The 26,102-nt window shown below is 73.0% G+C and carries 26 protein-coding genes; 18 read left to right on the top strand and 8 right to left on the bottom strand.

From position 1 onward, the window contains the following. Positions 1–49: 49 nt before the first annotated feature. The 7 genes from FS793_RS10545 to FS793_RS10515 all read left to right on the top strand — a co-directional run bounded on the left by FS793_RS10545 (position 50) and on the right by FS793_RS10515 (position 7,340). A complete protein-coding gene (locus tag FS793_RS10545; RefSeq protein WP_144720482.1) occupies positions 50–370 on the top strand; it encodes a hypothetical protein in 321 nt (106 codons plus the stop codon). A gap of 34 nt (positions 371–404) precedes the next feature. After that, on the top strand, positions 405–2,522 hold the full coding sequence (locus FS793_RS10540; RefSeq protein ID WP_144720481.1) for a RecQ family ATP-dependent DNA helicase: 2,118 nt from the start codon (positions 405–407) through the stop codon (positions 2,520–2,522). Positions 2,523–2,615: 93 nt separating this feature from the next. Continuing rightward, complete coding sequence (locus tag FS793_RS10535; RefSeq protein ID WP_186329454.1) at positions 2,616–2,942, top strand: hypothetical protein; 327 nt, start codon at positions 2,616–2,618, stop codon at positions 2,940–2,942. A gap of 80 nt (positions 2,943–3,022) precedes the next feature. After that, positions 3,023–4,477: an amidophosphoribosyltransferase gene (gene purF, locus FS793_RS10530; RefSeq protein ID WP_144720479.1), complete on the top strand. Its 1,455-nt coding sequence runs from the start codon at positions 3,023–3,025 to the stop codon at positions 4,475–4,477. A gap of 5 nt (positions 4,478–4,482) precedes the next feature. Next, positions 4,483–4,875, top strand: coding sequence for a DUF3054 domain-containing protein (locus FS793_RS10525; RefSeq protein ID WP_260980121.1), 393 nt, complete (start codon positions 4,483–4,485; stop codon positions 4,873–4,875). 20 nt (positions 4,876–4,895) lie between these two features. Then, a complete protein-coding gene (locus FS793_RS10520) occupies positions 4,896–6,194 on the top strand; it encodes a M18 family aminopeptidase (protein ID WP_144720478.1) in 1,299 nt (432 codons plus the stop codon). Between the two features lie 33 nt (positions 6,195–6,227). Next, the gene (locus FS793_RS10515; RefSeq protein WP_144720477.1) at positions 6,228–7,340 is read left to right on the top strand and encodes a DNA glycosylase AlkZ-like family protein; all 1,113 of its coding nucleotides are present in this window, start codon (positions 6,228–6,230) and stop codon (positions 7,338–7,340) included. Between the two features lie 6 nt (positions 7,341–7,346). On the opposite strand, the gene FS793_RS10510 is transcribed toward FS793_RS10515, so the two are convergent. The 4 genes from FS793_RS10510 to FS793_RS10495 all read right to left on the bottom strand — a co-directional run bounded on the left by FS793_RS10510 (position 7,347) and on the right by FS793_RS10495 (position 11,943). Beyond that, positions 7,347–7,790 (bottom strand): nitroreductase family deazaflavin-dependent oxidoreductase, encoded by a 444-nt coding sequence (locus tag FS793_RS10510; protein ID WP_144720476.1) that lies wholly within the window; start codon positions 7,788–7,790, stop codon positions 7,347–7,349. Between the two features lie 257 nt (positions 7,791–8,047). Continuing rightward, a complete protein-coding gene (locus tag FS793_RS10505) occupies positions 8,048–10,552 on the bottom strand; it encodes a DEAD/DEAH box helicase (protein ID WP_144720475.1) in 2,505 nt (834 codons plus the stop codon). A 37-nt stretch (positions 10,553–10,589) separates the two neighbouring features. Further along, positions 10,590–11,048: a GlsB/YeaQ/YmgE family stress response membrane protein gene (locus tag FS793_RS10500; RefSeq protein WP_144720474.1), complete on the bottom strand. Its 459-nt coding sequence runs from the start codon at positions 11,046–11,048 to the stop codon at positions 10,590–10,592. A 37-nt stretch (positions 11,049–11,085) separates the two neighbouring features. Beyond that, a complete protein-coding gene (locus FS793_RS10495) occupies positions 11,086–11,943 on the bottom strand; it encodes a hypothetical protein (protein WP_144720473.1) in 858 nt (285 codons plus the stop codon). 145 nt (positions 11,944–12,088) lie between these two features. Here FS793_RS10495 and FS793_RS10490 point away from each other — a divergent pair, with 145 nt between their 5' ends. Next, complete coding sequence (locus FS793_RS10490; RefSeq protein ID WP_144720472.1) at positions 12,089–13,411, top strand: uracil-xanthine permease family protein; 1,323 nt, start codon at positions 12,089–12,091, stop codon at positions 13,409–13,411. Positions 13,412–13,534: 123 nt separating this feature from the next. On the opposite strand, the gene FS793_RS10485 is transcribed toward FS793_RS10490, so the two are convergent. Continuing rightward, on the bottom strand, positions 13,535–13,894 hold the full coding sequence (locus tag FS793_RS10485; RefSeq protein WP_186329453.1) for a sterol carrier family protein: 360 nt from the start codon (positions 13,892–13,894) through the stop codon (positions 13,535–13,537). 143 nt (positions 13,895–14,037) lie between these two features. Between FS793_RS10485 and purD the strand changes: the two genes are divergently transcribed. Beyond that, positions 14,038–15,309, top strand: coding sequence for a phosphoribosylamine--glycine ligase (purD, locus tag FS793_RS10480; protein ID WP_144720471.1), 1,272 nt, complete (start codon positions 14,038–14,040; stop codon positions 15,307–15,309). Positions 15,310–15,311: 2 nt separating this feature from the next. Then, complete coding sequence (locus FS793_RS10475; RefSeq protein WP_260980120.1) at positions 15,312–16,229, top strand: phosphoribosylaminoimidazolesuccinocarboxamide synthase; 918 nt, start codon at positions 15,312–15,314, stop codon at positions 16,227–16,229. A gap of 64 nt (positions 16,230–16,293) precedes the next feature. Here FS793_RS10475 and ypfJ read toward each other — a convergent pair whose 3' ends face one another. Then, positions 16,294–17,193 (bottom strand): KPN_02809 family neutral zinc metallopeptidase, encoded by a 900-nt coding sequence (gene ypfJ, locus FS793_RS10470; protein ID WP_144720470.1) that lies wholly within the window; start codon positions 17,191–17,193, stop codon positions 16,294–16,296. Positions 17,194–17,399: 206 nt separating this feature from the next. Here ypfJ and purS point away from each other — a divergent pair, with 206 nt between their 5' ends. The 5 genes from purS to FS793_RS10445 all read left to right on the top strand — a co-directional run bounded on the left by purS (position 17,400) and on the right by FS793_RS10445 (position 21,327). Next, the gene (gene purS, locus FS793_RS10465) at positions 17,400–17,654 is read left to right on the top strand and encodes a phosphoribosylformylglycinamidine synthase subunit PurS (protein WP_144720469.1); all 255 of its coding nucleotides are present in this window, start codon (positions 17,400–17,402) and stop codon (positions 17,652–17,654) included. Further along, positions 17,651–18,343, top strand: coding sequence for a phosphoribosylformylglycinamidine synthase subunit PurQ (gene purQ / locus FS793_RS10460; protein ID WP_144720468.1), 693 nt, complete (start codon positions 17,651–17,653; stop codon positions 18,341–18,343). The genes purS and purQ overlap by 4 nt, the downstream gene beginning before the upstream one ends. A 287-nt stretch (positions 18,344–18,630) precedes the next feature. Next, positions 18,631–20,211, top strand: coding sequence for an AMP-binding protein (locus FS793_RS10455; RefSeq protein ID WP_144720467.1), 1,581 nt, complete (start codon positions 18,631–18,633; stop codon positions 20,209–20,211). 46 nt (positions 20,212–20,257) lie between these two features. Next, positions 20,258–20,818: a hypothetical protein gene (locus FS793_RS10450; protein WP_144720466.1), complete on the top strand. Its 561-nt coding sequence runs from the start codon at positions 20,258–20,260 to the stop codon at positions 20,816–20,818. 56 nt (positions 20,819–20,874) lie between these two features. Beyond that, positions 20,875–21,327 carry a DIP1984 family protein gene (locus FS793_RS10445; protein ID WP_144720465.1) on the top strand — a complete coding sequence of 151 codons (453 nt, stop codon included), beginning with the start codon at positions 20,875–20,877 and terminating at the stop codon, positions 21,325–21,327. A gap of 204 nt (positions 21,328–21,531) precedes the next feature. On the opposite strand, the gene FS793_RS10440 is transcribed toward FS793_RS10445, so the two are convergent. Beyond that, positions 21,532–22,218, bottom strand: a complete 687-nt coding sequence (locus FS793_RS10440) for a TMEM175 family protein (protein ID WP_144720464.1) — start codon at positions 22,216–22,218, stop codon at positions 21,532–21,534. Between the two features lie 52 nt (positions 22,219–22,270). Next, complete coding sequence (locus tag FS793_RS10435; protein ID WP_186329452.1) at positions 22,271–22,699, bottom strand: VanZ family protein; 429 nt, start codon at positions 22,697–22,699, stop codon at positions 22,271–22,273. Between the two features lie 122 nt (positions 22,700–22,821). Here FS793_RS10435 and purL point away from each other — a divergent pair, with 122 nt between their 5' ends. The 3 genes from purL to FS793_RS16610 all read left to right on the top strand — a co-directional run bounded on the left by purL (position 22,822) and on the right by FS793_RS16610 (position 25,939). Next, positions 22,822–25,176 carry a phosphoribosylformylglycinamidine synthase subunit PurL gene (purL, locus tag FS793_RS10430; RefSeq protein ID WP_144720463.1) on the top strand — a complete coding sequence of 785 codons (2,355 nt, stop codon included), beginning with the start codon at positions 22,822–22,824 and terminating at the stop codon, positions 25,174–25,176. 251 nt (positions 25,177–25,427) lie between these two features. Further along, a complete protein-coding gene (locus tag FS793_RS10425) occupies positions 25,428–25,691 on the top strand; it encodes a peptide methionine sulfoxide reductase (RefSeq protein ID WP_144720462.1) in 264 nt (87 codons plus the stop codon). A gap of 116 nt (positions 25,692–25,807) precedes the next feature. After that, positions 25,808–25,939 (top strand): hypothetical protein, encoded by a 132-nt coding sequence (locus FS793_RS16610; protein WP_260980119.1) that lies wholly within the window; start codon positions 25,808–25,810, stop codon positions 25,937–25,939. Positions 25,940–26,102: the final 163 nt, after the last annotated feature.

Below are 26,102 nucleotides of genomic sequence, written 5' to 3'. Positions count from 1 at the left end.
GTCCAGGCACGGCCGGTACCGTGCGCGGACGACGACGAAGGAGCCGCGCATGCGACCTCGCACCATCGCCATCGTCGGCGCCGCGATCATCGCCGCCGGCCTCATCCTGCAGCAGCTCCTCATGCTCGGCGTCAGCGCCGGGACCCGGGCGAGCGGCACGCAGCTCGACCGATCGCTGCTCGGCGTGGTCTTCGCCGTCGGCGACCTCGTCGCGCGCGTGGCCGTGCCGCTCGGCTCGGCCGTGGTCGGCGGCGGACTCGTGCTCTCGTTCGTTGCGCGACGCCCCGCGGGTGACGCCGCATCCGCATCCTCCGCGCAGGTCGCCCCCGCTCGGCAACCCGACCCGATGCCACCGGCCGACGCGCGCTGACCGGCGCGTCGGCGGGTGCACCTAGCCTCGAGGCATGAGCGGGGCGCAGACGACGGGTGAGCGGGAGAGCGAGCAGGCGGTCGCGCAGCGCGTGATCGAGGCGCTCGCCGGGCCGGGCGCGCGGCTGCGCGACGACCAGCAGCGGGCCGTGGACGCGCTCGTCGCCGGCGACGGCGCACGCGTGCTCGTCGTGCAGCGCACGGGATGGGGCAAGTCGGCCGTCTACTGGGTCGCCACCGCCATCCGGCGCGCGCAGGGGCACGGGCCGACGCTCGTGGTGAGCCCGCTGCTGTCGCTCATGCGCGACCAGGTCGCCGCCGCCCAGCGCGGTGGGCTGCGCGCCGCCGCGATCAACTCGTCGAACGTCGGCGAGTGGCGCGAGATCGAGCGGGCGCTCGCCGACGACGAGATCGACGTCGTGCTCGTGTCGCCCGAGCGGCTCGCGAACCCCGGCTTCGGCGCGCGCGTGCTCGACGCCATCGGCCACCGCCTGGGCCTGCTCGTGATCGACGAGGCGCACGCCGTCTCCGACTGGGGCCACGACTTCCGCCCCGACTACCGCCGCGTGTCCGACGTGCTGCAGCGTCTCTCCCCCTCGACGCCCGTGCTCGCCACGACCGCGACCGCCAACGAGCGCGTGACGGCCGACGTCGCCGCCCAGCTCGGCGCGACCGCGGGTGGCGGCACCGCATCCGAGACCCTCGTGCTGCGCGGTCCGCTGTCGCGCGCGTCGCTCGAGCTGGGCGTCGTGCCGGCGCTCAGCCCCATCGAGCGGTACGCATGGGTCGTCGACCACCTGCCGACCCTGCCGGGCTCGGGCATCGTCTACGCGCTGACGGTCGCGGACGCCGAACGGCTCGCGACCGCAGTGCGGGCCGTGCACGGCGACGACCTGCGCGTCGAGGCGTACACGGGGCAGCTCGAGCCTGCCGCTCGCGAGCGGCTCGAGGACGACCTGCTGCACAACCGCGTGAAGGCGCTCGTCGCGACGAGCGCGCTCGGCATGGGCTACGACAAGCCCGACCTCGGCTTCGTCGTGCACGTCGGCGCCCCGCCCTCGCCTGTGTCCTACTACCAGCAGGTCGGCCGTGCCGGTCGTGGCATCGAGCATGCCGAGGTCGTGCTGCTGCACTCGGAGTCGGATGCGGGCGTGTGGGACTACTTCGCGACCGCCACGATCCCGAATGAGCAGCAGATGCACACGCTGCTCGGCGAGCTGAGCGGCGACCCGGCATCGGTCGTCGACCTCGAGGCGCGCACGGGACTGCGGCGCACGCGCGTCGAGCTCATGCTCAAGCAGCTCGCCGTCGACGGCGTCGTCGAGCGCTCGGCCGAGGGCTGGGCCTCGACGGGCACGCCGTGGCACTACGACCAGGCGCACTACGACGGCGTCGTCGCCGTGCGACGCCGCGAGGCCGACATCATGCGCGACTACGCGCGCGCCCGCCGCTGCCTCATGCAGCTGCTGCAGGAGTCGCTCGACGACCCCACCGCAGCACCGTGCGGGCGATGCTCGGTGTGCACCGGGTCGCTGCCGGACGGCCTGGCCGGGGCGCCGCGCACCGAGACCGTGCGCGCCATCAGCACGGCGCTGCGCGGCAACGCGCACGAGCTCGAGCCGCGCAAGATGTGGCCGGGCGGTGCGCTGGGCCGCGGCCGCATCCCCGAGGGGCGCCGCGCGGAGACGGGGCGCGTGATCGTGCACGCCGACGCTCCCGAGTGGGCGGATGCGCTGCGCGCCGCGATCGCCGGCGACCAGGCTGCGCTCGACGAGCTCGGGCAGGCCGCAGTCGCGACGCTCGGCGCGTGGCGCACGACGTGGCCCGCCCGCCCCGACGTCGCCGTCGTGCTGCGCGCCGCATCCGATGCGGGCTCGCTCGCGCAGGGCGTCGCCGAGCGCGTCGCCGCAGCCGGAAGGCTCGACCTCGCGACGGCGACGGTCGGCAGCATCCCGAGCCGCGACCTGACGTCGGCCGACGAGGCGGCCGCGTGGCAGCAGTCGATCCAGGTGCCGGCCGAGGTCGCGGGTCGCACGGTGCTGCTCGTCGTCGACGCCTCGGCATCGCAGTGGCCCGTGACGATCGCCGCGGCGCAGCTGCGCGACGCGGGCGCCGCGCACGTGCTGCCCCTGCTCGTGCACCGGCGGGTCTGACGCGGCACCACACCGTCGCGCGCTCGTCAAGGCCGCGCACGACGATTGCGGCTCCGGCACTCTTTCCGGTGAGGGCCGATGGACGGGGTGAGCATGGATGCGACGACGCTGGACGACCTGGAGCGCCGCGTCGCCGGTGGCGACCGCGAGGCGTTCGCCGACCTGTACGACCTCATCGCCCCGCGCGTGTACGGAGCCCTGACGCGCGCGATGGATGCCGATCGCGCGGCCGCGCTCATGCACTCGCTGCTCGTCGAGGCGTGGCAGCGCGCCCCGCGTCTGCGCAGCCGCGGGGCCTCCATCGCTGCATGGCTGCTCGCCGAGGCCCGACGACGGTGCGACGCAGTGCGCGCGGAGCGCCCCTCCGGGGTCGCGCCCGCCACGGGCGCGGGCGGCAGCGCCCTGCCCGCCGTCGCCTGACGCGTCGCCGGACGGCACGGGCCGAGGAGTAGGCTCGACCCGCCCCTTCTCCGCTCTGAACCGTCAGGAGCCACCCACCCGTGTGCGGCATCGTCGGTCTGGTCTCGACCAGCCCCGTCAACCAGCAGGTCTACGACGCGCTGGCACTGCTCCAGCATCGGGGCCAGGACTCCTGCGGCATCGCCACCATCGATGGTCGGCATGCCCACATCCGCAAGGCGCAGGGGCAGGTGCGCGAGGCGTTCCGCACCCGCGACATGCGCACGCTGCTCGGCAACGCCGGCCTCGGCCACGTGCGCTACGCCACGAAGGGCGAGGCGTCGAACGAGCTCGAGGCGCAGCCGTTCTACGTGAACGCGCCCTACGGCATCGTGCTCGTGCACAACGGCAACCTCACGAACACGCGCGAGCTCGCCGCACAGCTCGAGACGCTCGACATGCGCCACGTGAACTCGGGCTCCGACACCGAGATGCTCGTCAACGTGCTCGGCTCCGAGCTGCAGCAGCTCGTGAACGGCTCGGGCCTCGACGCCGACCAGCTCTTCACCGCCGTGCGTCGCGTGCACGAGCGCGTCGAGGGCTCGTACGCCGCGATCGCGCTCATCGCCGGCCACGGCCTCCTCGGCTTCCGCGACCCGTACGGCATCCGCCCCCTCATCCTCGGTCGTCGTCCGGCGGGCAACCGGATGGAGTGGGTGCTCGCGTCGGAGTCGCTCGTGCTCGAGGCGTCGGGCTATGAGGTCGTGCGCGACGTCGCGCCCGGCGAGGCCGTGTTCATCACGCTCGACGGCGAGATGGTGTCGGCCCAGTGCCACCCGAACCCCGTGCTCATGCCGTGCTCGTTCGAGTACGTGTACCTCGCGCGTCCCGACTCGACGATGAACGGCATCGGCGTCTACGACGCGCGCCTGCGCCTCGGCGACCAGCTCGCGAAGACGATCGAGCAGTACACGCCGAGCGGCGACATCGACGTGGTCATGCCCATCCCCGACTCCGCCCGCCCGGCGGCGATGCAGGTCGCGCGGCGTCTCGGCATCGAGTACCGCGAGGGCTACTACAAGAACCGCTACGTCGGTCGAACGTTCATCATGCCGGGGCAGGAGCAGCGCAAGAAGTCGGTGCGCCAGAAGCTCAACGCGATGCCGAGCGAGTTCCGAGGCAAGAACGTGCTCATCGTCGACGACTCGATCGTGCGCGGCACGACGAGCCGCGAGATCGTGGAGATGACGCGCCAGGCGGGCGCGAACAAGGTCACGTTCACGTCGGCAGCGCCGCCCGTGCGCTACCCGCACGTGTACGGCATCAACATGCCCTCGCGCGCCGAGCTCATCGCGGCGGGCAAGACGATCCCCGAGGTCAACACCGCCCTCGGCGCCGACTACACGGTGTTCCAGGAGGTCGCCGACATGCAGGCGGCGATCCTCGAGGGCACCGACATCCCCGGCCTCGACATGTCGTGCTTCACGGGCGAGTACGTCACGGGCACCGTCACCGACGAGTACCTCTCGTGGGTCGAGCGGACGCAGCTGAGCTGACGCGCGTGGCCACCGCTCGCCAGATCGGCGCCGCCGTCGGCATCGACGTCGCGTCGGTGGTGCTGTTCGCCGCCGTCGGGCGGGCGAGCCACGAGTCGTTCACGGTCGGCGGCGTCGCGCTGACGGCGCTGCCGTTCCTCGTGGCGCTCGCCGTCGGATGGGTCGGGTCGCTCGCGTGGCGGGCACCGCATGCGCCGGTGCGCGCGGGGCTGCCCATCTGGATCGTGACGCTCGTCGGCGGGATGCTGGGGCGGATGCTGCTCGGCGAGGGCACCGCGCTGGCGTTCGTGATCGTCGCGGCGCTCACGCTGCTGCTGCTCCTCGTGGGCTGGCGCGTCGTCGCGCACCTGCTCGGCGTGCTGCGCCGCACCGCCGACGAGGCAGCCGGGCGGCGATAGCCTCGAAGGACCCGCCACCGATGGAGGTCCTCCCCGTGCCCGCAGCAGCCGATCCGATCGCCCACGCCGAGGATCTCGCCGACCTCGTCGCGGCATCCCCGTCGGCGCTGCACGCCGCGGCCGAGGTCGCGCGCCGGCTCGAGTCGGTCGGCTTCGCTCGGCTGGCCGAGGGCGATGCCTGGCCGACGGCGCCCGGCGCCTACCTCGTGGTGCGCGACGGCGCGGCGATCGCGTGGATCGTGCCCGCCTCCGCGACGGCGACGACGCCCGTGCGCATCCTCGGCGCGCACACCGACTCCCCCGGCTTCGTGCTCAAGCCGCAGCCGACGACCGGGCGACTCGGCTGGCTGCAGGCGGGCGTGGAGATCTACGGCGGACCGCTGCTGAACTCGTGGCTCGACCGCGAGCTGCGCCTCGCCGGCCGTCTCGTGCTCGACGACGGCGCCGAGGTGCTCGTCGACTCCGGCCCCCTGCTGCGCCTGCCGCAGCTCGCCATCCACCTCGACCGCTCGGCGAACGATGGGCTCACGCTCGACCGCCAGGCGCACACGCAGCCCGTGTGGGGGCTCGGCTCGCCCGAGTCCGCCGACCTCCTCGGCGAGCTCGCGGGCATCGCCGGCGTCGACCTCGACCGCGTGCGCGGCTACGACCTGTCGGTCGCGGATGCGGCGCGCGGCGCCGTGTTCGGCAAGGACGACGCGTTCTTCGCCTCCGGCCGCCTCGACGACCTCGCGAGCGTGCACGCGGGCGTCGTCGCGCTGTCGACGATCGCCGACGGCTTCGACGCCGACCACGTCCCGGTGCTCGCGATCTTCGACCACGAGGAGATCGGCTCGGAGACCCGCACGGGTGCCGCAGGCCCGTTCCTCGACGAGGTGCTCGAGCGCATCGGCATCGCCCTCGGCGCGACGCGCGAGGAGCGGATGCGGGCGATGGCGGCGTCGTGGCACGTGTCGAGCGACGTCGGCCACTCGGTGCATCCGAACTACCCCGAGAAGCACGACCCCGTCGTGCGACCGCTGCTCGGCTCGGGACCCATCCTCAAGATCAACGCGAACCAGCGATACGCGACCGACGGTGCCGGCGAGGCTGCGTGGCGCGGCTGGAGCGAGTCGGCCGGCGTGCCCGTGCAGGAGTTCGTCTCGAACAACACCGTGCCGTGCGGCTCGACCATCGGGCCGATCACGGCCACGCGACTCGGCATCCGCACCGTCGACGTGGGCATCCCGATCCTGTCGATGCATTCCGCGCGCGAGCTCGCGGGCGTCGCCGACCTCGCGGGGCTCGCGCGCGTCGCGGAGGCGTTCTACCGCGGCTGAGGCTGCGTCGGAGGGTGCGGCTAGCCTCGCGGCATGACCAGCACGTCGCCGGCCCGCACGGGTGCGCTCGCATGGCGTCTCGCGCGGCAGGGACTGCACGAGCCGTCCGAGGCGGATGCCGTGGCCGTCGTGCGGCGGATGCTCGCCGTGCGCGCGTGGCCGGGCACCATCGCGACCACGGCGGCCCGCATCCGATCGACCACGGCACCCGACGTCCAGGAGGCGGTGGCGCGCCGCGACCTCGTGGTCGTGTACGCGTTCGGCGGCGGCTCGTACGTGACCACGCCGCAGGTCGCGGCGCTGCTGCACGCGGCTCGACTCGTGACGGGCATCTGGCGCACCGGCCGGTGGCAGCGCCAGGGCGACTTCGCGCTCGACGACTGGGAGCCGTTGCGCGCGGCCGTGCGCGAGCGCGTCGCCGACGGCCCGGCGACGCGGGCTGAGATCGGCGCGCTGCTCGAGGGCATCCCCTCCCTGCGTCACCTCGCGACGGCCGCGAGGGAGGGCAGCGGTGCGGACAGCCTGCTCAAGCCGCTGCACTGGTTCGGGGACCTGCGGTTCGGTCCTGCGCGCGACGGCGAGACGACGTTCGCGCTGCACGAGCCGGAGCCTCGCGCGATCGACGACCTCGACCTCGACGAGGCGGGGCGACGACTCGTGGCCCTGGCGCTCGCATCGTTCGCGCCGCTCACCGTCGCGAACCTCGAGCAGTGGATCGGCGAGGGTCTGGGCGTGCCACGACGGCGCCTCGCCGGCTGGGTCGACGGCCTCGGCGACGAGATCGCGCGCGTCGACGTGCTCGGCACTCCGGCCCTGTGCCTCGCGGAGGACCACGACGGCCTCCTCGCGTCGCAGCCGTCGGGCGACGTGCACCTGATCCCCGGCTACGACCCCTGGATCACCGTGCCTGGCACGTCGGACGCGTCGCTCGTCGCCAGCCACCGGCGCCCACTCGCGACGCGCGGCGCCAGCCTCGTGCTGCACGGCGGCGTCGTGGCCGGCACATGGCGGCGGAAGGGCGGTGCGCTCGCCGTGACGTGGTTCGACGAGGCGGTCACGGTGCCGCGCGCCGCGATGGACGCGGCGGTCACGCGGCTGGGCGACGCGCTCGACCTCGCGCTCGACGTCACCGTCGAGCGCGACTGACGCTCGCTACGACGAGCGCGTGAGCAGCAGCACGGGGATGACGCGCTCGGTCTTCTGCTGGTAGTCGGCATAGGGCGGGAACGCCTCGACGGCGCGCGCCCACCACTCCTCGCGCTCGGTGCCCTCGAGCTCTCGCACGTCGTAGTCGTGCCGCTCGGCGCCGTCCTGCAGCTCGACGTGCGGGTGCTTCGTGATGTTCCAGTACCAGACGGGGTGCTTCGGAGCACCTCCGAGCGACGCGACGACGAGGTACTCGCCCTCGTGCTCCACGCGCATGAGCGCGGTCTTGCGCAGCTTGCCGGACTTCGCGCCGACGCTCGTCAGCACGATCACGGGCAGCCCGCTGTCGCGCAGCGTGCCGGCCTCCTGGCCGTTCGTCGCCTCGTACGTCTCGGCCTGCGTGCGCGCCCAGTCGGACGTGCTCGGCGCGTACTCTCCCTGCAGCGGCATCCCATGCTCCTTCGCGTCGTGATTCCTCGGCTGCAACGCTCGCGGATGCGGGCGGATTCCGCCAGCCGTCGAGATGCTCCCCCACCAGCTGGTCGAGGAGCGCAGGCGCGCAGCGCCTCCGCGTCACGAGACCCGAGTCATCGCGAGTGCTTCTCGCACCGGAGCGTCCCGCAGCGACGGCGGGTCTCGTGACGCGTGCTCGCCTGGCGGCTCGCGCGCTCCTCGACCAGCTGGTGCGGAGGCGTGCTCGACGGGGCCTAGAGCCGCCCCACCCTCGTCACGCGCAGCACGACCTCGTCGGCCTCCGCCGACGCCTCGAGGTCGATGGTCGCCCAGATGCGCCAGTCGTGGTCGCCGGCCGGGTCGGCGAGGATCTGCTGCACCTCCCACGAGGTCGCACCCTCGTCGACGTCGAGCATGCGCGCCGACCGCGCATCGGCCCCGACGCCGATCGCGTCGTGCTCGGCGTAGTAGGCGTCGAGCGCATCGCCCCATGCATCGACGCCGAACGCGGGGTCGAGCTCGCCGAGCGCATCCACGCGGTCGAGCGCCGCGAGCTGCACGCGCTGGAAGAGCGCGTTGCGCACGAGGATGCGGAACGCGCGCGGGTTCGCGACGATCGTCGGCGGAGGCGGGGGCGCGATGGGTGCGCCGTCGGCGTCGGCGGTGGGATGCATGAGCTCCTCCCACTCGTCGAGCAGGCTCGAGTCGACCTGCCGCACGACCGAGCCGAGCCACTCGATGACGTCGGCGAGCTCCTCGCCCTTCGCCTCCTCCGGCACCGTCTGTCGGATCGCGCGGTACGCATCCGACAGGTACCGCAGCACGAGGCCCTCCGAGCGCGCGAGCCCGTAGTGCTGGACGTACTCGGCGAACGTCATCGCCCGCTCCCACATGTCGCGCACGACCGACTTCGGCGACAGCGCGGCATCCTCGACCCACGGCTGCGACGACGCGAAGACGCGCAGCGCCTCGGTGAGCAGCTCCTCGAGGGGCTTGGGATGCGTGACGTCCTCGAGCAGCTCCATGCGCTCGTCGTACTCGATGCCCTCGGCCTTCATCGCCGCGACGGCCTCGCCGCGAGCGAGGAACTGCTGCTGCGACAGGATGGGCCGCGGGTCGTCGAGCGTCGCCTCGATCACCGAGACGACGTCGAGGTGGTGCGTGGGCGACTCGGGATCGAGCACGTCGATGACCTCGAGCGCGAAGGGCGACAGCGGCTGGTTGAGCGCGAACTGCGGGGGCAGGTCGACGGTGAGGCGGATGACCTGCCGCGTCGGGTCGGCGGGGTCGGGATGCTGCTCGACGACGCCGGCCAGCCGCAGCGTGCGGTAGATCGCGAGCGCGCGCCGCTCGAGGGCGAGCTGCTGCCGGCGCGTGCCGTGGGAGGCGCGGATGAGGTCGCGCATGTCGCCGAACGCGTCGCCGCCGCGCCCGATGACGTTCAGCAGCATCGCGTGGCTCACCTGCATCTGCGACTGCAACGGCTCGGGCTCGGCGTCGATGAGCCTCAGGAACGACGGCTCGCCCCACGACACGAACCCCTCGGGCGCCTTCTTCTTCACGAGCTTGCGACGCTTCTTCGGGTCGTCGCCGACCTTCGCGAGCTGCTTGGCGTTCTCGGCCTCGTGCTCGGGCGCCTGCGCGACGACGTCGCCGGCGGTGTCGAACCCGGCACGTCCTGCGCGTCCCGCGATCTGGTGGAACTCGCGCGCCGTGAGGTGCCGCATCCGCTGCCCGTCGAACTTCGTCAGCGCCGTGAGGAGCACGGTGCGGATGGGCACGTTGATGCCGACGCCGAGCGTGTCGGTGCCGCAGATGACGCGCAGCAGACCCTGCTGCGCGAGCTGCTCGACGAGGCGGCGGTACTTCGGCAGCATGCCCGCGTGGTGCACGCCGATGCCCGCGCGCACGAGCCGCGAGAGGGTCTGCCCGAACCGCGTGGTGAAGCGGAACTCGCCGATCGCCTCCGCGATGCGATCCCGGTGCTCGCGGCTCACGACCTTCGTCGAGGTGAGCGCCTGCGCCCGCTCGAGCGCGGCCGCCTGCGAGAAGTGCACGATGTAGACGGGCGCGCGCTGCGTCGCGAGCAGCTCGTCGATCGTCTCGTGCACCGGCGTCATCGCGTACTGGAAGTGCAGCGGCACGGGGCGCTCGACGCCCGTGACCTGCGCCGTCTCACGCCCCGTGCGCGCGCTGAGGTCGTCGGCGATCCGGTCGACGTCGCCGAGCGTCGCCGACATCAGCACGAACTGCGCCTGCGGCAGCGTGAGCAGCGGCACCTGCCACGCCCAGCCGCGCTGCGGGTCGGCGTAGAAGTGGAACTCGTCCATCACGACCTGGCCGACGTTCGCATCCGCGCCCTGGCGCAGGGCGATGTTGGCGAGGATCTCGGCCGTGCAGCACACGATCGGCGCGTCGGGGTTCACCGACGAGTCGCCCGTGACCATGCCGACCTGCTCGGCGCCGAAGATCGCGACGAGGTCGAAGAACTTCTCGCTCACGAGCGCCTTGATCGGCGCGGTGTAGAAGGTGCGACGCCCCTGTGCGACGGCGGCGAAGTGCGCGCCGATCGCGACGAGCGACTTGCCCGTGCCCGTGGGCGTCGCGAGGATGACGTTCGCGCCGCTCACGATCTCCATGAGCGCCTCCTCCTGCGCCGGGTAGAGGCTCAGGCCGCGCTCGTCGAACGCCCACCCTGCGAACGCGTCGAACGCCTCGTCGGCGTTCCAGGGCGTGGGGGCGTGATCGAGGAGGGGCATCCCCACGATCCTCCCGCACTCGCGCGGTGGCGCGGCGTCAGTCGTCGAGGTCGCCGCGGTGGTGGCGCGTGCGCTCGGCCGTGAGGGTGCGGCGGCGGCGGCCGACGAGGCGGTCGAGCACGATCGCGACGACCGCGCCGAGCACGATGCCGGCGAGCGCGCCGACGGCGACGAGGAAGGGCACGATCGCCGACGTGTCGATGACGGGGCCCGACCCGAGCCACGGGCCCGACGACCCCAGGCGCGACCACAGCCATCCGCCGATCGCGCCGACGATGGCGCCGAGCACCATGAAGCGCCCGTAGCGGGGCACGAGACGCGCCCGCACCTCCACGTCGTCGCGGTCGATCGCGACCGGCTCGAGCTCGGGCTCGGGCTCGGTCAGGGGCTCGGCGACGGCATCCGCGCGCGCATCGGCGTCGTTCGACGCGTCGGCTGCCGGCTCCGACGCGGCGTCGGCGGGCTGCTCGGCGGCGTCGTCGGGGCGGGAGGTCACGGCTCCAGCATCCCACCCGCCAGGTGCGGCGAGCGAATCAGCGGCGCAGACGCAGCGAGTCGAGCGACAGCGACGTGCGGCTCAGGGACGTCGATCGCAGCGACGACGACGCGAGGATGCTCGACGAGCGACGGCCGCTCACGAGCGCGGGCGAGCCGAACGAGACGCCGGGCTCCGCATACTGCGGGGCGACGTGCTCGCCCCAGCGCTCGGCGCGCTCGCGCAGCGCGGCCGCCTGCTGCTCGTGCTTCGCCATCGCGGAGTCGCGAGCGCGGTCGGCTGCCGTCGCGGCGTCGGCGGCGCGCTGCTGCATGCGCTCGAGCGCCGACGGCTGGCGCTGCGGCTGCTGCGGCGCCGGGCGCCGCTGGCTCGGCTGCGGCGGCGGGGGCTGCTGACCGGTCGGCTGCCCGGGCCACGGCGCGCGCTGACCCGAGCCCTGCGGCTGCCCCGGCCATCCGGGGCGCTGCTGCTGCTGCGCCCACTGCGGCGTCTGCTGCTGCGCGCGCTGCTGAGCCTGCTGCCACATGCCACCGCCCTGCTGCTGCAGCTGCTGCCGCGCCGACTGCACGCGCTGCTGCACCTGCGGCTGCTGCTCCTGCCACTCCGAACGCGCCCACTGCGCACCCTGGCGGCCCTGCTTGCGCAGCATCCCGAAGCCACCGCGCACCATGAGCAGACCCGCGATCGACATGAGCACGGGGAAGATCAGGTACGGGATGACGGTCTCGACCGCGCTCTCGAAGCCCAGCACGGCGGTCCACTGCGCGAGGCTGCCGATGCCGCTGACCAGGCCGGGCACGCCGTTGAACAGCAGGATGGCGCCGACGACCAGCAGCACGAGCCCGGTGATCGCGGCCTGCGCATTGGGGCGACGCTGCTGCTGCACGGTGCTCATGCGACCACTGAAGCACAGCGAGCCGCACGTCGCCTAGGAGTGGCGCCCCGCGGATGCGCGTGCACGGCACCGCGGCCGATGCGTGCGCCGCTAGCATCGCCGAGGCGCCAGCACCGCGCCGCCCCTCCACCACGAAGGACCGCGCATGCCCCTGCCCTGGACCGCCCGCGAGGAGCGCGGCATCCACGACCTCGTCCTCCCCGAGCAGCGGCTGTCGTGGCCGCGCACGATCGGCATCGGCATGCAGCACGTGGTCGCCATGTTCGGTGCGACGTTCCTGGTGCCGACGCTGACGGACTTCCCCCCGTCCACCACGATGCTGTTCTCGGGGCTCGGCACGATCCTGTTCCTGCTCGTGACGGGCAATCGCCTGCCCAGCTACCTCGGCTCGTCGTTCGCGTTCATCGCGCCGGTCGTGGCCGCATCCACGGCGGGCGGGCCCGGGCTCGCGCTCGCGGGCGTCGTGCTCACGGGCGCGCTGCTCGCGCTCGTGGGCCTCGTGGTGCAGGTCGCCGGCACGCGGTGGCTCAGCGTGCTCATGCCGCCCGTCGTGTCGGGCACGATCGTGGCGCTCATCGGCTTCAACCTCGCGCCGGCCGCACGTGACGCGTTCCTCGAGGCGCCGGGCATCGCCACCTTGACCCTCGGCGTCATCGTGGTCGTCACCGTGCTGTTCCGCGGCATCGTCGCCCGTCTGTCGATCCTGCTGGGCGTCGTCGTCGGCTACGTCGCCTCCGCCCTCGTCGGCGTCGTCGACTGGTCGGACGTCGACGAGGCGGCCTGGGTGGGCCTGCCCACGTTCCAGACCCCGTCGATCGACCTCGCGCAATGGCCGCTGCTGCTCATGTTCGTGCCGATCGTGCTGCCCCTCATCGCCGAGAACGTCGGCCACGTGCGCGGCGTGGGCCAGCTCATCCACCGCGACCTCGACCCCGTCGCCGGGCGCGCGCTCATCGCCGACGGGGCCGCGACGGTGCTCGCGGGACTCTTCGGCGGCTCGGCCACGACGACGTACGGCGAGAACATCGGCGTCATGAGCGCGACGCGAGTCTTCTCGACCGCCGCGTACTGGATCGCCGCGATCACGGCGATCCTGCTGTCGCTGTCGCCGAAGGTCGGCGCCATCATCGCCGCGACGCCAGACGGCGTCATCGGCGGCGTCACGACGGCGCTGTACGGCCTCATCGGCATCATCGGCGTGCGGATCTGGATCGAGCATCGCGTCGACTTCTCACGCCCCCGCAACCAGTTCTCGGCGGGCGTGGGCCTCATCGTCGCGATCGCCGACTTCACGCTCAACGCGGGCTCGGTGACGCTGGGCGGCATCCTGCTGGGCACGGTCGCGACGCTCGTGATCTACCACCTCATGTCGGGCCTCGAGCGGCTGCGCGGCGGCGACGAGATCGCCGACGGCCTGCAGCCCCCGCCGGCGACGTCGGTGTCGGATGCGAGCCCCCGCGAGCGCTGACCCGCCCCCGATCGGTCGCTCGATGCGTCTGAGTGGTCACTCGGTGTCGTGATTCGGGCCGATTCGCAGCATCGAGCGACCACTCCAGCGGTCTCGCATCGTGGATGCGCGCCGCGCGACGCGTCAGACGCGGACGAGCGGCAGCCAGGCCTCGATCGTCGCGCGGGTGCCGGATGCGCGCACGGTGCCGGCCGCGACCGCATCGGCCCACGACATCGCACCGGTCGCGAGCGCGAGCCACGTCGGGGTGTCGGTCTCGATGACGTTCGGCGGGGTGCCGCGCGTGTGGCCAGGACCCTCGACGGCTTGCACGGCGCCGAAGGGCGGCACGCGCACCTCGACGCTCTTGCCCGGCGCTCGATCGGCGAGGCACTGCAGCGTGTAGCGCACGGCGGTCGCGCGATCCTCGCGGCTCGCGCCCTCGACGAGCGCGGCGCGCACGGCGTCGATCCCGACGAGGTCCTGGATGCGCTTCGCGGCCACGCGACGACGCTACCGCCCGCCTCCCCCGCCCAAGGAACTGAGGTCTTCGGCCTCTTGTGATGTCAAGAGAGGCCGAAGACCTCGATGCTGTGGCGCGAGCGCACGCGGCAGGCGGCGGATGCCGGCGCTCGTAGGATGGGCGGGTGCGCATCCTCGTCCTCGGCTCCGGCGCGCGAGAGCACGCCATCATCACCGCGCTGCTGCGCGACGGCGACCACTCGGTGATCGCCGCGCCAGGCAACGCCGGCATCGCGCAGGTCGTCGAGACCGTGCGCGTCGACCAGAACGACGGCGACCTCGTCGCGCGTCTCGCGACCGACGTCGGCGCGGAGCTCGTCGTCATCGGCCCCGAGGCGCCGCTCGTCGCGGGCGTCGCCGACGCCGTGCGCGCCGCGGGGATCCCGGTGTTCGGCCCGTCGAAGCAGGCCGCGCAGCTCGAGGGCTCGAAGGCGTTCGCGAAGCGCATCATGGATGCCGCGCACGTGCCCACGGGGTCCGTCACGCGTGCCGAGACCGTCGAGCAGGCCGCAGCGGCCCTCGACGCCGTCGGCGCCCCGTACGTCGTGAAGGCCGACGGCCTCGCCGCCGGCAAGGGCGTCATCGTGACGAGCGATCGCGCCGCCGCCGACGACCACGCGCACTACTGGCTGCAGCAGGGCCCCGTGCTCGTCGAGGAGTTCCTCGCCGGCCCCGAGGTCAGCCTCTTCCTGCTCTCCGACGGCACGACCGTGCGCCCGCTCGCGCCCGCGCAGGACTTCAAGCGCCTGCGCGACGGCGACGAGGGCCCCAACACGGGCGGCATGGGCGCCTACTCGCCCCTCCCCTGGCTCGACGCGCGCTTCGGCGGCGAGCAGGCGTTCGTCGACGAGGTCGTCGCCACGATCGCCCAGCCCACGATCGACGCGCTGCGCGCGGAGGGCACGCCGTTCGTCGGCCTGCTCTACTGCGGCCTCATCGTGACGGATGCGGGCATCAAGGTCATCGAGTTCAACGCGCGCTTCGGCGACCCCGAGACGCAGGTCGTGCTGCCGCGCCTCTCGTCGCCGTTCGGCGCCGCGCTCCTCGCCGCCGCCACGGGCACGCTCGCCGACGTCGCACCGCTCGAGTTCGGCGGCGCTGCCGCCGTCACGGTGGTCGTCGCGAGCGAGGGCTACCCCGACGACCCGCAGACCGGCCGCGCCATCACGGGCATCGCCGATGCGGATGCGCTCGAGGGCGTGCAGGTGATGCACGCGGCGACCGTCATCTCCGAGGAGCACGGCTTCGTCGCCACCGGCGGCCGCGTGCTGTCGGTCGTCGGCTCGGGCACGACGCTCGCCGAGGCTCGTGCCCGCGCGTACGCGGGCGTCGAGGAGATCCGCCTCGAGGGCTCGCAGGCGCGCACCGACATCGCGCGCACCGCTGCGGAGGCGTGACCGTGACCGACGGCGCCGTGCACGACGGGACCTCGCCCGCGCTGCCGGGCTACGACCTCGCGTATCAGGGCAAGGTCCGCGACCTCTACGTGCCGGAGGGCTCCGACCTCGCGTCGGCCGACGCCATCCTCATGGTCGCCTCCGACCGCGTCTCGGCCTTCGACCACGCGCTCGAGCCGCCCATCCCGGGCAAGGGCACGACCCTCACGTCGATGACGACGTGGTGGCTGCGCACGCTCGGCGACGAGGCGCAGCTCGCCGGCGACCACGGCCCCGGCGGCGACGCGCTCGCGCGCATCCCCGATGGCGTCGCGGGCCGCGCGCTGCTGGTGCAGAACCTCGACATGCTGCCCGTCGAGTGCGTCGTGCGCGGCCGCATCACGGGCTCCGGACTGGTGGAGTACCGCGAGACGGGTGCGATCTCGGGCGTGGTGCTGCCCGAGGGCCTGCAGGATGGCGACCTGCTGCCCGAGCCGATCTTCACGCCCGCGTGGAAGGCGCCGAAGGGCCAGCACGACGAGAACATCCCGTTCTCGCGCGTCGTCGAGCTCGTCGGCGCGGACGCGGCCGAGACGCTGCGCTCGCGCTCGCTCGAGGTGTTCGCGCAGGGTGCCGCGACCGCGGCGTCGAAGGGCCTCGTGCTCGCCGACACGAAGCTCGAGTTCGGCCGCGACGCGTCGGGCGCCATCGTGCTCGCCGACGAGGTGCTGACGTCGGACTCGTCGCGCTACTGGGATGCGGATGCGCTCGACGCCGGCCGCGTCGAGTCGTTCGACAAGCAGATCGTGCGCAACTGGCTGCTGGCCGAGGCCGAAGCGGGCCGTTGGGACAGGCAGGGCGTGCCGCCCGTGCTGCCGGCGTCGATCGTCGAGCAGACGGCCGCCCGCTACGCGGAGCTGCTGGAGCGCCTGGTCGGCTGACCTCCGCGCGTCTCCTCCGTCGCGGGAAGCGGCGCGCGGAGCCACGGCCGTGCGCTGAGACCCGCTACGGCGTCGGCACCTGCCACACGTTCGCGCACGCCGCGACTCCCTGCTGGTAGCCGTTCGCGAACCACGTCTGGCGCTGCTGGCTCGAGCCGTGCGTCCACGTCTCGGGGTTCACGCCACCGCCCGAGGACGACTGGATGCTGTCGTCGCCGATCGCCGCTGCCGCGTCGAGCGCATCCTGCAGCTCGGCCTGCGTCGGCTGCACGAGCACCGGGTCGCCGCCGTCCTGGTCCGGGGTCTGCGACGCCGCCGCGATCCAGGCGCCGGCGTAGCAGTCGGCCTGCAGCTCGCTGCGCACGGCCGAGCCGGATGGCCCGGTGTCCTGCGGGTTCACGCGCTGCAGGTCGCCGGTGAGCTGCTGCACATGGTGCCCCCACTCGTGACCCAGCACGTAGAGCTGCGACAGGGAGCCGCCGGATGCGCCGAAGCGTTCGCGCATGAGGTCGAAGAACGTGGTGTCGATGTAGATCTGCTCGTCACCGGGGCAGTAGAACGGGCCGACCTCGCTCGAGGCGTTGCCGCACGCGGTCGAGACCTGCCCCGAGTAGAGCATGACCGACGGCTCGCGGTACTCGAGGGAGTTCTGCGCGAAGACGCCGGACCAGTAGGCCGAGAGCGAATCGGCCCCGCCCTCCATGCGGCAGTCGTAGTTCGCGGGGTCGTTGGCGTCGTCGCCCGAGCAGCCCACCACCTCCGTGCCGCCTCCGGAGCCCTGCGACGGATCCTGCTGGATCGCGCTGCCGAGGCCCGTGAGGTCGATGCCGAGGAACGACGAGACGACGAACAGCAGCACGGTGATGAGGCCGCCGCCTCCGAGCGCGATCGCGCCGCCGCGGGCACCACCGCCGCCGCGGCGCACCCGGGTCGTGTCGAACTGCGCATCGCCGCGGAACGTCATGGCCGAAGCGTAGCCCGCGCCGATGGAGGCCGGCAGGTGGATGCGGGCGGCTGGCACGAGGTGACGCCGAGGAGCGGTCGGCGTGCACCGCGCAGGCGAACCGCGTCGCAGCGTCACCTCGTGCCACGCGCAGCCCGGCACCCGCATCCGAGGGCATCCGACGTCGGTAGACTGGTCGCATCCCACCCCGCGAGGAGTCGAAGCCCATGCCCCTCATCGTCGTCGACGTCATGCCGAAGGCCGAGATCCTCGACCCTCAGGGCAAGGCGGTCACCCGCGCGCTCACCCGTCTCGGCCACGAGGCCGTCGGCCAGGTGCGCATCGGCAAGCGCTTCGAGCTCACGGTCGACGGCGAGGTGACCGACGAGCTGCTCGGCCGGATCCGCACCGTCGCCGAGGACGTGCTCGCGAACACCGTCATCGAGGACGTCGTGGGCATCCACGTGGAGGAGCAGGCGTGAAGGTCGGCGTCGTCACCTTCCCGGGGACGCTCGACGATCGCGACGCGCAGCGCGCCGTGCGCCTCGCCGGCCACGAGCCCGTGGCGCTGTGGCACCGCGACCACGACCTCCAGGGCGTCGACGCCATCGTGCTGCCCGGCGGCTTCTCGTACGGCGACTACCTGCGCGCCGGCGCCATCGCGGCGCTCTCGCCGATCATGACCGAGGTCGTCGATGCAGCGAAGCGCGGCGTGCCCGTGCTCGGCATCTGCAACGGCTTCCAGATGCTCGCCGAGGCGAAGCTGCTGCCCGGCGGTCTCGTGCGCAACGCGACGGGCCTCTTCGTGCGCCGCGACCAGCGCCTCACGGTCGAGCGCACCTCGACCCCCTGGACGAACGGCTTCGAGCCCGGCCAGGAGATCGTCATCCCGCTGAAGAACGGCGAGGGCCGCTTCGTGTCGACGAAGACCGAGCTCGAGCGCATCGAGGGCGAGGGCCTCGTCGCCTTCCGCTACGCCGGTCGCAACCCGAACGGCTCGATGGACGACATCGCCGGCGTCTCGAACGCCGCGGGCAACGTCGTGGGCCTCATGCCGCATCCCGAGCACGCCGTCGAGCTGGGCTTCGGCCCCGACACGTCGGCCCGCATGCGCTCGGGCCTCGACGGCCTCACGATCTTCGCGCTCGCGCTGGAGTCGGTCGCGGCCTGACCCCGCGCCCGCTGCATCCGTGTGGATGCGGTGCGCTTCGCCTCCTCGGCCGTCGCGAGGTGCAGTTGCTGCAGTGAGGTGCGGTTCGGGGTTCCGAGGTGCGCATGCTGCACTCAGGTGCGGTTGCAACCGCACCTCGTCGCAGGAAGCGCACCTCGGAACCGTGGTCGCTGCAGGAAGCGCACCTCGCTGCGGCAACCGCACCTCGCAACGGCTACCCGCCGAGCGGCCGCGCGCATAGGCTGCCGCCACGGGTCGACGACGACGTCGGCCGCTGAGGAGACGCCATGCGCAGCACCCGCCCCGAGCCCGTCATCGCCGATGCCAGCGTGTTCTCGGCGCTGTTCGACGATCTGACCGACGAGGATCGCGCCCTGCCGGCGCTCATCGACGGCGCATCCGGCGCGGTCATGACCTACGGCGAGCTCGTGGGCCGCGCCGAGGCGTTCGCGGGAGCGCTCGCGGCGATGGGCATCCGCCCGGGCGACGTCGTGGGCCTGCACTGCCCCAACGTGCCGGCGTTCGCGATCGCGTTCCACGGCATCCTGCGCGCCGGGGCGACCGCGACCACCGTCAACGCGCTGTACACGCCGCACGAGATCGAGGTGCAGCTGCGTGCCTCCGGCGCCGTCGCGCACGTCACGGTGTCGCCGCTCGCGCCGCAGTCGCTCGAAGCGGCGCACGCGGTCGGCATCGGCGACGACCGCATCATCGTGCTCGACGGGCTGGAGGGCCACCCGAGCCTCGCCGAGCTGCTCGCGGCCGGGCACGCGGCGCCCGACGTGAGGATCGACCCCGCGACGCACGTGGCCGTCATGCCGTACTCGTCGGGCACGACCGGCACGCCGAAGGGCGTCATGCTGTCGCACCGCAACCTCGTCGCGAACGTCGCGCAGTGCGAGCCCATCATCCGCGTCGAGCGGGGCGAGCGCGTGCTGGCCGTGCTGCCGTTCTTCCACATCTACGGCATGACCGTGCTGCTGAACCTCGCGCTGCGCGTCCGCGCGACGCTCGTGACGATGCCCCGCTTCGACCTCGCCGAGTTCCTGCGCGTCATCCAGGACCATCGCGTGACGTTCGCCTTCATCGCCCCGCCGATCGCCGTGGCGCTCGCGAAGCATCCGCTCGTCGCCGAGTACGACCTGTCGTCGCTGCGCACCGCGTTCTCGGGTGCCGCGCCGCTCGACGAGCAGCTCGGCCACGCGGTCGCAGACCGCATCGACATCGAGATGCTGCAGGGCTACGGCATGACCGAGCTGAGCCCGGTGAGCCACGCGTTCATCCGCGGCGAGGGAGCCACGACGCCGCTCGGGTCCGTCGGCACGGTCATCGGAGGCACCGAGGACCGCATCGTCGACATCGAGACCGGCGAGTCCATCGAGCCGCCCGAGCACGACGGGCTGTCGGAGGCGGGCGAGCTGTGGGTGCGCGGACCGCAGGTCATGCTCGGCTACCTCGACAACCCCGAGGCGACGGCCGAGACGCTGCGCGACGACGGATTCCTGCGCACGGGCGACATGGCCTCGTACGACGCCGACGGCAACGTGCACATCGTCGACCGGCTCAAGGAGCTCATCAAGCACAAGGGCTACCAGGTGGCGCCGGCCGAGCTCGAGGCGCTGCTGCTCACGCATCCCGCGGTCGCCGACGTCGCCGTGATCGGCGTGCGCACCGACGACGGCGACGAGGACCCCATGGCGTTCGTCGTGCCGGCGACGGCGGGCGAGGAGGATGCGGACGCGCTCATGGCGTGGGTCGCCGAGCGCGTCGCGCCGTACAAGAAGGTGCGCCGCGTCGCCTACGTCGAGGCCATCCCGAAGTCGGCGTCGGGCAAGATCCTGCGCAAGGACCTCAAGGCGTCCATCTGACGCGCAGGGCCAGCCCGCTCCCATCCGCGCCTGCGAGCATGCGGACATGGATGCCTCCACCGATCCCGGCTGGCCGCGACTCGTCGACGAGGTGCAGCGCGCGTTCGCCGGCTCCCCGTACCGCGTCGTCGTGGAGGCCGACGCGATCGCGGTGATCGCCGACCTCGCCGACGCCCGCTTCCTCGGGGTCGCGAGCGTGCGCCGCTTCCGCTCCGTCTACCGCACGCGGCTGACGTGGAAGGCGCCCGGGCGCGTGACGTGGGAGGACGCCGAGGAGGTGCTCGAGTGGACCGCGGGCGTCGGCGGCTCGCTCGTGCCGAGGCTCACGGGCCGCATCTCGGGCATGCGCGGGCGCGTCGCGAAGGTCGAGTTCCGCAAGGAGCTCGGCGTCGACGAGCGAGGCCCCGGCTTCCCCGTCGACTACGTGTTCTCGACGGCGGAGATCGCGCGGCCGCTGAAGGCAGCCGTCGAGCGCGCCGGCTACCGATCGGGGCTCGCCACCACGACGATCGTGGGGATCGTGGCAGCGGCGGTCGGCGGGGGCGGCGCGCTCGTCGCGGGCGTCGTCATCGCCGTGCTCGCCGCGACGGGCAGCCTGCCGGGCTGACCACCTGCCGCGACGAACGGATGCGCGCATCCGGGCCGCGGCGATAGCGTCGGGGCATGCGCCTCGCAGCAGCCCTCAGCCACCGCGCCGACCTCGCGACGCGCGCCGACGCGCTCGCGCAGCGCGCCATCCGCGCCGCCGTCACGCAGGAGGGCACGACGCCCGTCGACGACCCGACGCAGCTGATCGCCGAGCACGACGCCGTGCTCGCCGAGCTCGAGCAGCTCGTCGTGCGCATCAACCTCACGAACGCCGCGACCGACGTCGACGGCGTGCCGCTCACGGCCGCGCTCGCGCGCCGCGACACCCTGCGTCGGCGGCACCGCACGCTCACGACGCTCGCCGACGCATCGACGCCGTTCGCCGACCGCATGCGCGGCGCCGAGCTGCGCCTGCTGCCGACGAGCGACGTCGCGAGCCTGCGCAGCGCCGCCGACGACACGGCGAAGGCCCTGCGCGAGCTGGACCTGCGCATCCAGGAGGTGAACTGGTCGACGGAGCTGCGCTGACGAGTCGGTAGCCGCCAGGGAGCGGGCACTAACCCCACGCCTGCCGGGGTGATGGCAGGCACGCAGCGTCGACGGGCCGGCGCATCCGCTTCGGATCCTTCGCCCGGCACGCAGCACACGCGCACCGCGGGAGACCGCATCCATCGCGCACGCATCATCACCACGTGCCGGCCCTCGCGGCGAGGGTGGGATCGGGGACCAACGTCAGCCCGCGTCGGGCGCTGCGCCATCCGCTGCGCCGCGTGCGCGAGCCGGCCCGGCGGCGAGACGCTCGATGGGCCGGTGCAGCGCCATGCTCACGAAGCGCGTCGCGAACGTGATGAGCAGCGCGAGGTAGCCGACGTCCGGCAGCAGCAGCGCGATCGCGAGCGCGACGCCCAGCACGAGCACGAGCGAGACGTTGGCCGCGAGCCCGCGATGGTCGATCGTCATGCCCTCGCGCACGAGCGCGGGGTGTCGCAGGACGTGCAGGTGGATGATCGCGCTGACGAACGGGATCGCCGCGATCGACGCGACGTAGACGATGACGTTCGACGCGTCGCCGCCATCGGCGGTCGAGAGGGCGGTGGCGACCGGCAGCCAGACGATCGCGAGCATCCACAGGAAGTTCAGCCGCATGAGGGCGGGCGTGTAGCGCTCGACGCGCTCGTAGAGCGCATGGTGCCATCGCCAGAAGGTGCCCACGAGCGCGAACGAGATGAGGAAGGCCAGCAGCTGGTCGGCGTGCTCGGCAGCCCAACCGGCTGCGCTGCGCTCGCCGCCCTCGGACACGCTCTCCATGAGCGGCAGGATGAGCAGGGTCATCGCGATCGCGACGACCGCGTCGGTGAAGAACACCATCCGCTCGGCCGACGGCCGAGCGTCGTCGACGGGCATCGCGGGCTGCTGCACGGTTGCAGCGTGCCACCGATGCTCGACGGACGGAAGCGCTGCGGACGACGCGTCAGGCGGGCGGCGCAGCGACGTCGTCGCGGAGCGCCGGGATCTCGGGCACGGGCCTGCGGGGCCGCGGCGCGAACGGACGGCCCGCGAGCCAGCCGATCGCGACGCCGAGCACGTCGGCGACCGCATCCTGCACGTCTCCGGCGCGCGTCGAGATGAGCGCAGCCTGCGCCACCTCCGACGCGACGGCATGCAGCACGAGCACGACCGCCAGCGGCCGCACCGGCACGCCGGCCCCGACGCCCGCCGCCATCACGAGCGCGAACATCGCGACGTGCGCGACCTTGTCGGCGCCGGGGAGGTCGCCGCCGCCCGGCACGTCGGGTGCGTACAGGCCCCAGACCTGGAGGCCGATGGCCACGACGAGCACGACGCGGGCGACGAGCAGGCGACGCCGGTCGCGTGCACCGCGGTCGAGGCGATCGGGCATGCAGCCACGGTAGCCACGGCACGGTGCACGCCGGTGCGACCGCGGGAGGACGTCCCCCATCGGACGGGCGCGGGCGCACCCCGCGACCGCGCGCACCGGCGTCGCCGCCCACGCGGGAGCGCATGCGCCCCGCGGGTAGACTCGGACGCGCCGCATCCACTCCCGCCGTGAGGTCTACGCCCGTGCCCGATGCCCCCGCCCGCCCCGTCGCCGACACCGTCGAGCACGCGATCGCGACTCCGGAGAAGGAGCAGCCGTACGCGGCGCTCGGCCTCAAGCCCGACGAGTACGACCGCATCCGCGAGATCCTCGGCCGCCGCCCCACGTCGGGCGAGCTGGCGATGTACTCCGTCATGTGGTCGGAGCACTGCTCGTACAAGTCGTCCAAGCGGCACCTGAAGGTGTTCGGCCAGAAGGTCACCGACCAGATGCGCGAGCGTCTCATGGTCGGCATGGGCGAGAACGCCGGCGTGCTGGATGCCGGCGAGGGCTGGGCGGTCACGTTCAAGATCGAGAGCCACAACCACCCGTCGTTCGTCGAGCCCTTCCAGGGCGCCGCGACGGGCGTCGGCGGCATCGTGCGCGACATCATCTCGATGGGCGCGCGCCCCGTCGCCGTCATGGACGCGCTGCGCTTCGGCGCCATCGACCACCCCGACACGGCGCGCGTCGTGCACGGCGTCGTCGGCGGCATCTCGTTCTACGGCAACTGCCTCGGCCTGCCGAACATCGGCGGCGAGACGGTCTTCGACGCCGTCTACCAGGGCAACCCGCTCGTCAACGCCCTCGCGGTCGGCGTGCTGCGCCACGAGGACCTGCACCTCGCGAACGCACGCGGCGCGGGCAACAAGGTCGTGCTCTTCGGCGCCCGCACCGGTGGCGACGGCATCGGCGGCGCGTCCATCCTCGCCTCCGACTCGTTCGACGCCGACGGCCCCGCCAAGCGCCCCGCGGTGCAGGTGGGCGACCCGTTCGCCGAGAAGGTGCTCATCGAGTGCTGCCTCGAGCTGTTCCAGGGCGGCCTCGTCGAGGGCATCCAGGACCTCGGCGCCGCCGGCATCTCGTGCGCGACGAGCGAGCTCGCGTCGAACGGCGACGGCGGCATGCAGGTCGAGCTCGACCACGTGCTGCTGCGCGACCCCACGCTCACGGCCGAGGAGATCCTCATGTCGGAGTCGCAGGAGCGCATGATGGCCGTCGTGACGCCCGAGAAGCTGGACGCGTTCCTCGCGGTCACCGAGAAGTGGGACGTCGAGACGAGCGTGCTCGGCGAGGTCACCGGCACCGGCCGCCTCGTCATCACGCACGGCGGCGAGACGATCGTCGACGTCGACCCGCGCACCGTCGCGATCGACTCGCCCGTCTACGACCGGCCGATGGAGCGTCCCGAGTGGCTCGACGCCCTCAACGCCGACACGACCGCGCGCCTGCCGCGCTCGGAGGCCGCGGGCCTGCGCTCGGAGCTGCTCGCGCTCGCAGGCAGCCCGAACCTCGCCGACACGTCGTGGATCACCGAGCAGTACGACTCGTACGTGCTCGGCAACACGGCGCTGTCGATGCCCGACGACGCCGGCATGGTGCGCATCGACGAGGAGTCCGGCCTCGGCTTCGCCGTCTCGGTCGACGCCAACGGCCGCTACTGCCAGCTCGACCCCCGCGAGGGTGCGAAGGCCGCGCTCGCCGAGGCGTACCGCAACGTCGCCGCGACGGGTGCGCAGCCGCTGGGCGTCTCGGACTGCCTCAACTTCGGCAACCCCGAGGTGCCGTTCGTGATGTGGCAGTTCGCGGAGGCCGTCGACGGCCTCGCCGACGCGTGCGTGGAGCTGGGCATCCCGGTGACCGGCGGCAACGTGTCGTTCTACAACCAGACGGGCGAGACGCAGATCCACCCGACCCCCGTGGTCGGCGTGCTCGGCGTCATCGACGACGTCGCCCGCCGCGTGCCCGCCGGCTGGCAGGACGACGGCCTGCACCTCTACCTGCTCGGCACGACCCGCGACGAGCTCGACGGCTCCGCGTGGGCCGGCGTCGTGCACGACCACCTCGGCGGCATCCCGCCGCTCGTCGACCTCGCCGCCGAGCAGGCCGTCGCCTCGCTCGTGCAGGCTGCCGCGCACGACGGCCTCCTCGCCGCCGCGCACGACCTGTCGGAGGGCGGCCTCGGCGTCACGCTCGCGGAGGGCGCGATGCGCTTCGGCATCGGCGCCCGCATCTGGCTCGAGGAGCTGTGCGAGCGCGACGGCGTCGACCTCACCGCGGCCCTGTTCTCGGAGTCGGGCGCGCGGATGCTCGTTGCCGTGCCGCGCGAGGACGACGTGCGATTCCAGGGCATGTGCGCCGCCCGCGGCGTGCCGTCGCTGCGCATCGGCGCGACCGACTCGACGACGGGCTCGATCGAGGTGCAGGACGTCTTCACGATCGGCCTCGACGAGCTGCGCCAGCGCAACGGCTCGACGCTGTACGACACGTTCGCCTGAGACCCGCTTCGTCCGAGACCCGCCGCGCCCTCGGGTGCGGCGGGTCTCGTCGTCTGGAGTGCCGCCTCATGGACGGCCCTGTCCACCAGCTGGTCGAGGAGCGCGCGAGCCGCCAGGCGAGCACGCGTCACGAGACCCGCCGTCCCTGCGAGCCGCATCGCGGCGAGACGCGCTAGCGATGGCTCGGGTCTCGTGACGCGAAGGCGCTGCGCGCCTGCGCTCCTCGACCAGCCGGTGGGTACCGTGAGCGGATGGACCACGACGACCTCGACGCGCTCGTCGACCGCGTGCCGCTCGGCTGGAGTCGGCACGACGTCGGCGGACGCGCATGGGGCCTCACGCGCGTCGACCACGCCGACGGCCGCTCGTCGACGATCGAGGGCGAGGAGCTCGGCGGCACCGGCCGCATGAGCGACAACGTGTGGCGCACCGCATCCGGCACCCACCTCAAGCCGTGCGAGATGCCCGCCGAGCAGGTGCTGACGGTGCTGCGGGCCTTGCCTGCCGTCGACTGAGCGTCGGCCGGCGTGCCATCCTGCACGCCTCGCGTCGAACGATGCTCGACCCCGCACACGGGACGAGGATCTGTCAATGCCGGACATGGATGCAGATCGTTCGACAGGCTAGCGAAATGCCCGGGACGTCGATCACCACCGCGAGGATGCTGCACGGCGCCCCGCGCGTCGACGTCGTCGCCGAGCTCGCGGGCGCCGTGCCGCAGCGCATCGACGTCATCGAGGACACCCCACCGACGCGCGTCTGACGGAGCGCAAGCCGATGTCGGCGAGCGCTCCGAACACGTGTCAGCACACGATCCCGCACCACACAGAACAGGAACTGCCATGAAGATCATGAACAGCACGCTCGGCAAGACCACCCTGGGCGTGCTCGCCGCAGGCGCTCTCGCCTTCTCCCTCGCAGCCTGC

Source organism: Agrococcus jejuensis (genome assembly GCF_007679035.1).
Taxonomy (GTDB): Bacteria; Actinomycetota; Actinomycetes; order Actinomycetales; family Microbacteriaceae; genus Agrococcus; species Agrococcus jejuensis_A.
Note: the sequence above shows the minus strand (reverse complement) of the source record. Positions and strands in the feature narration are given on the sequence as shown.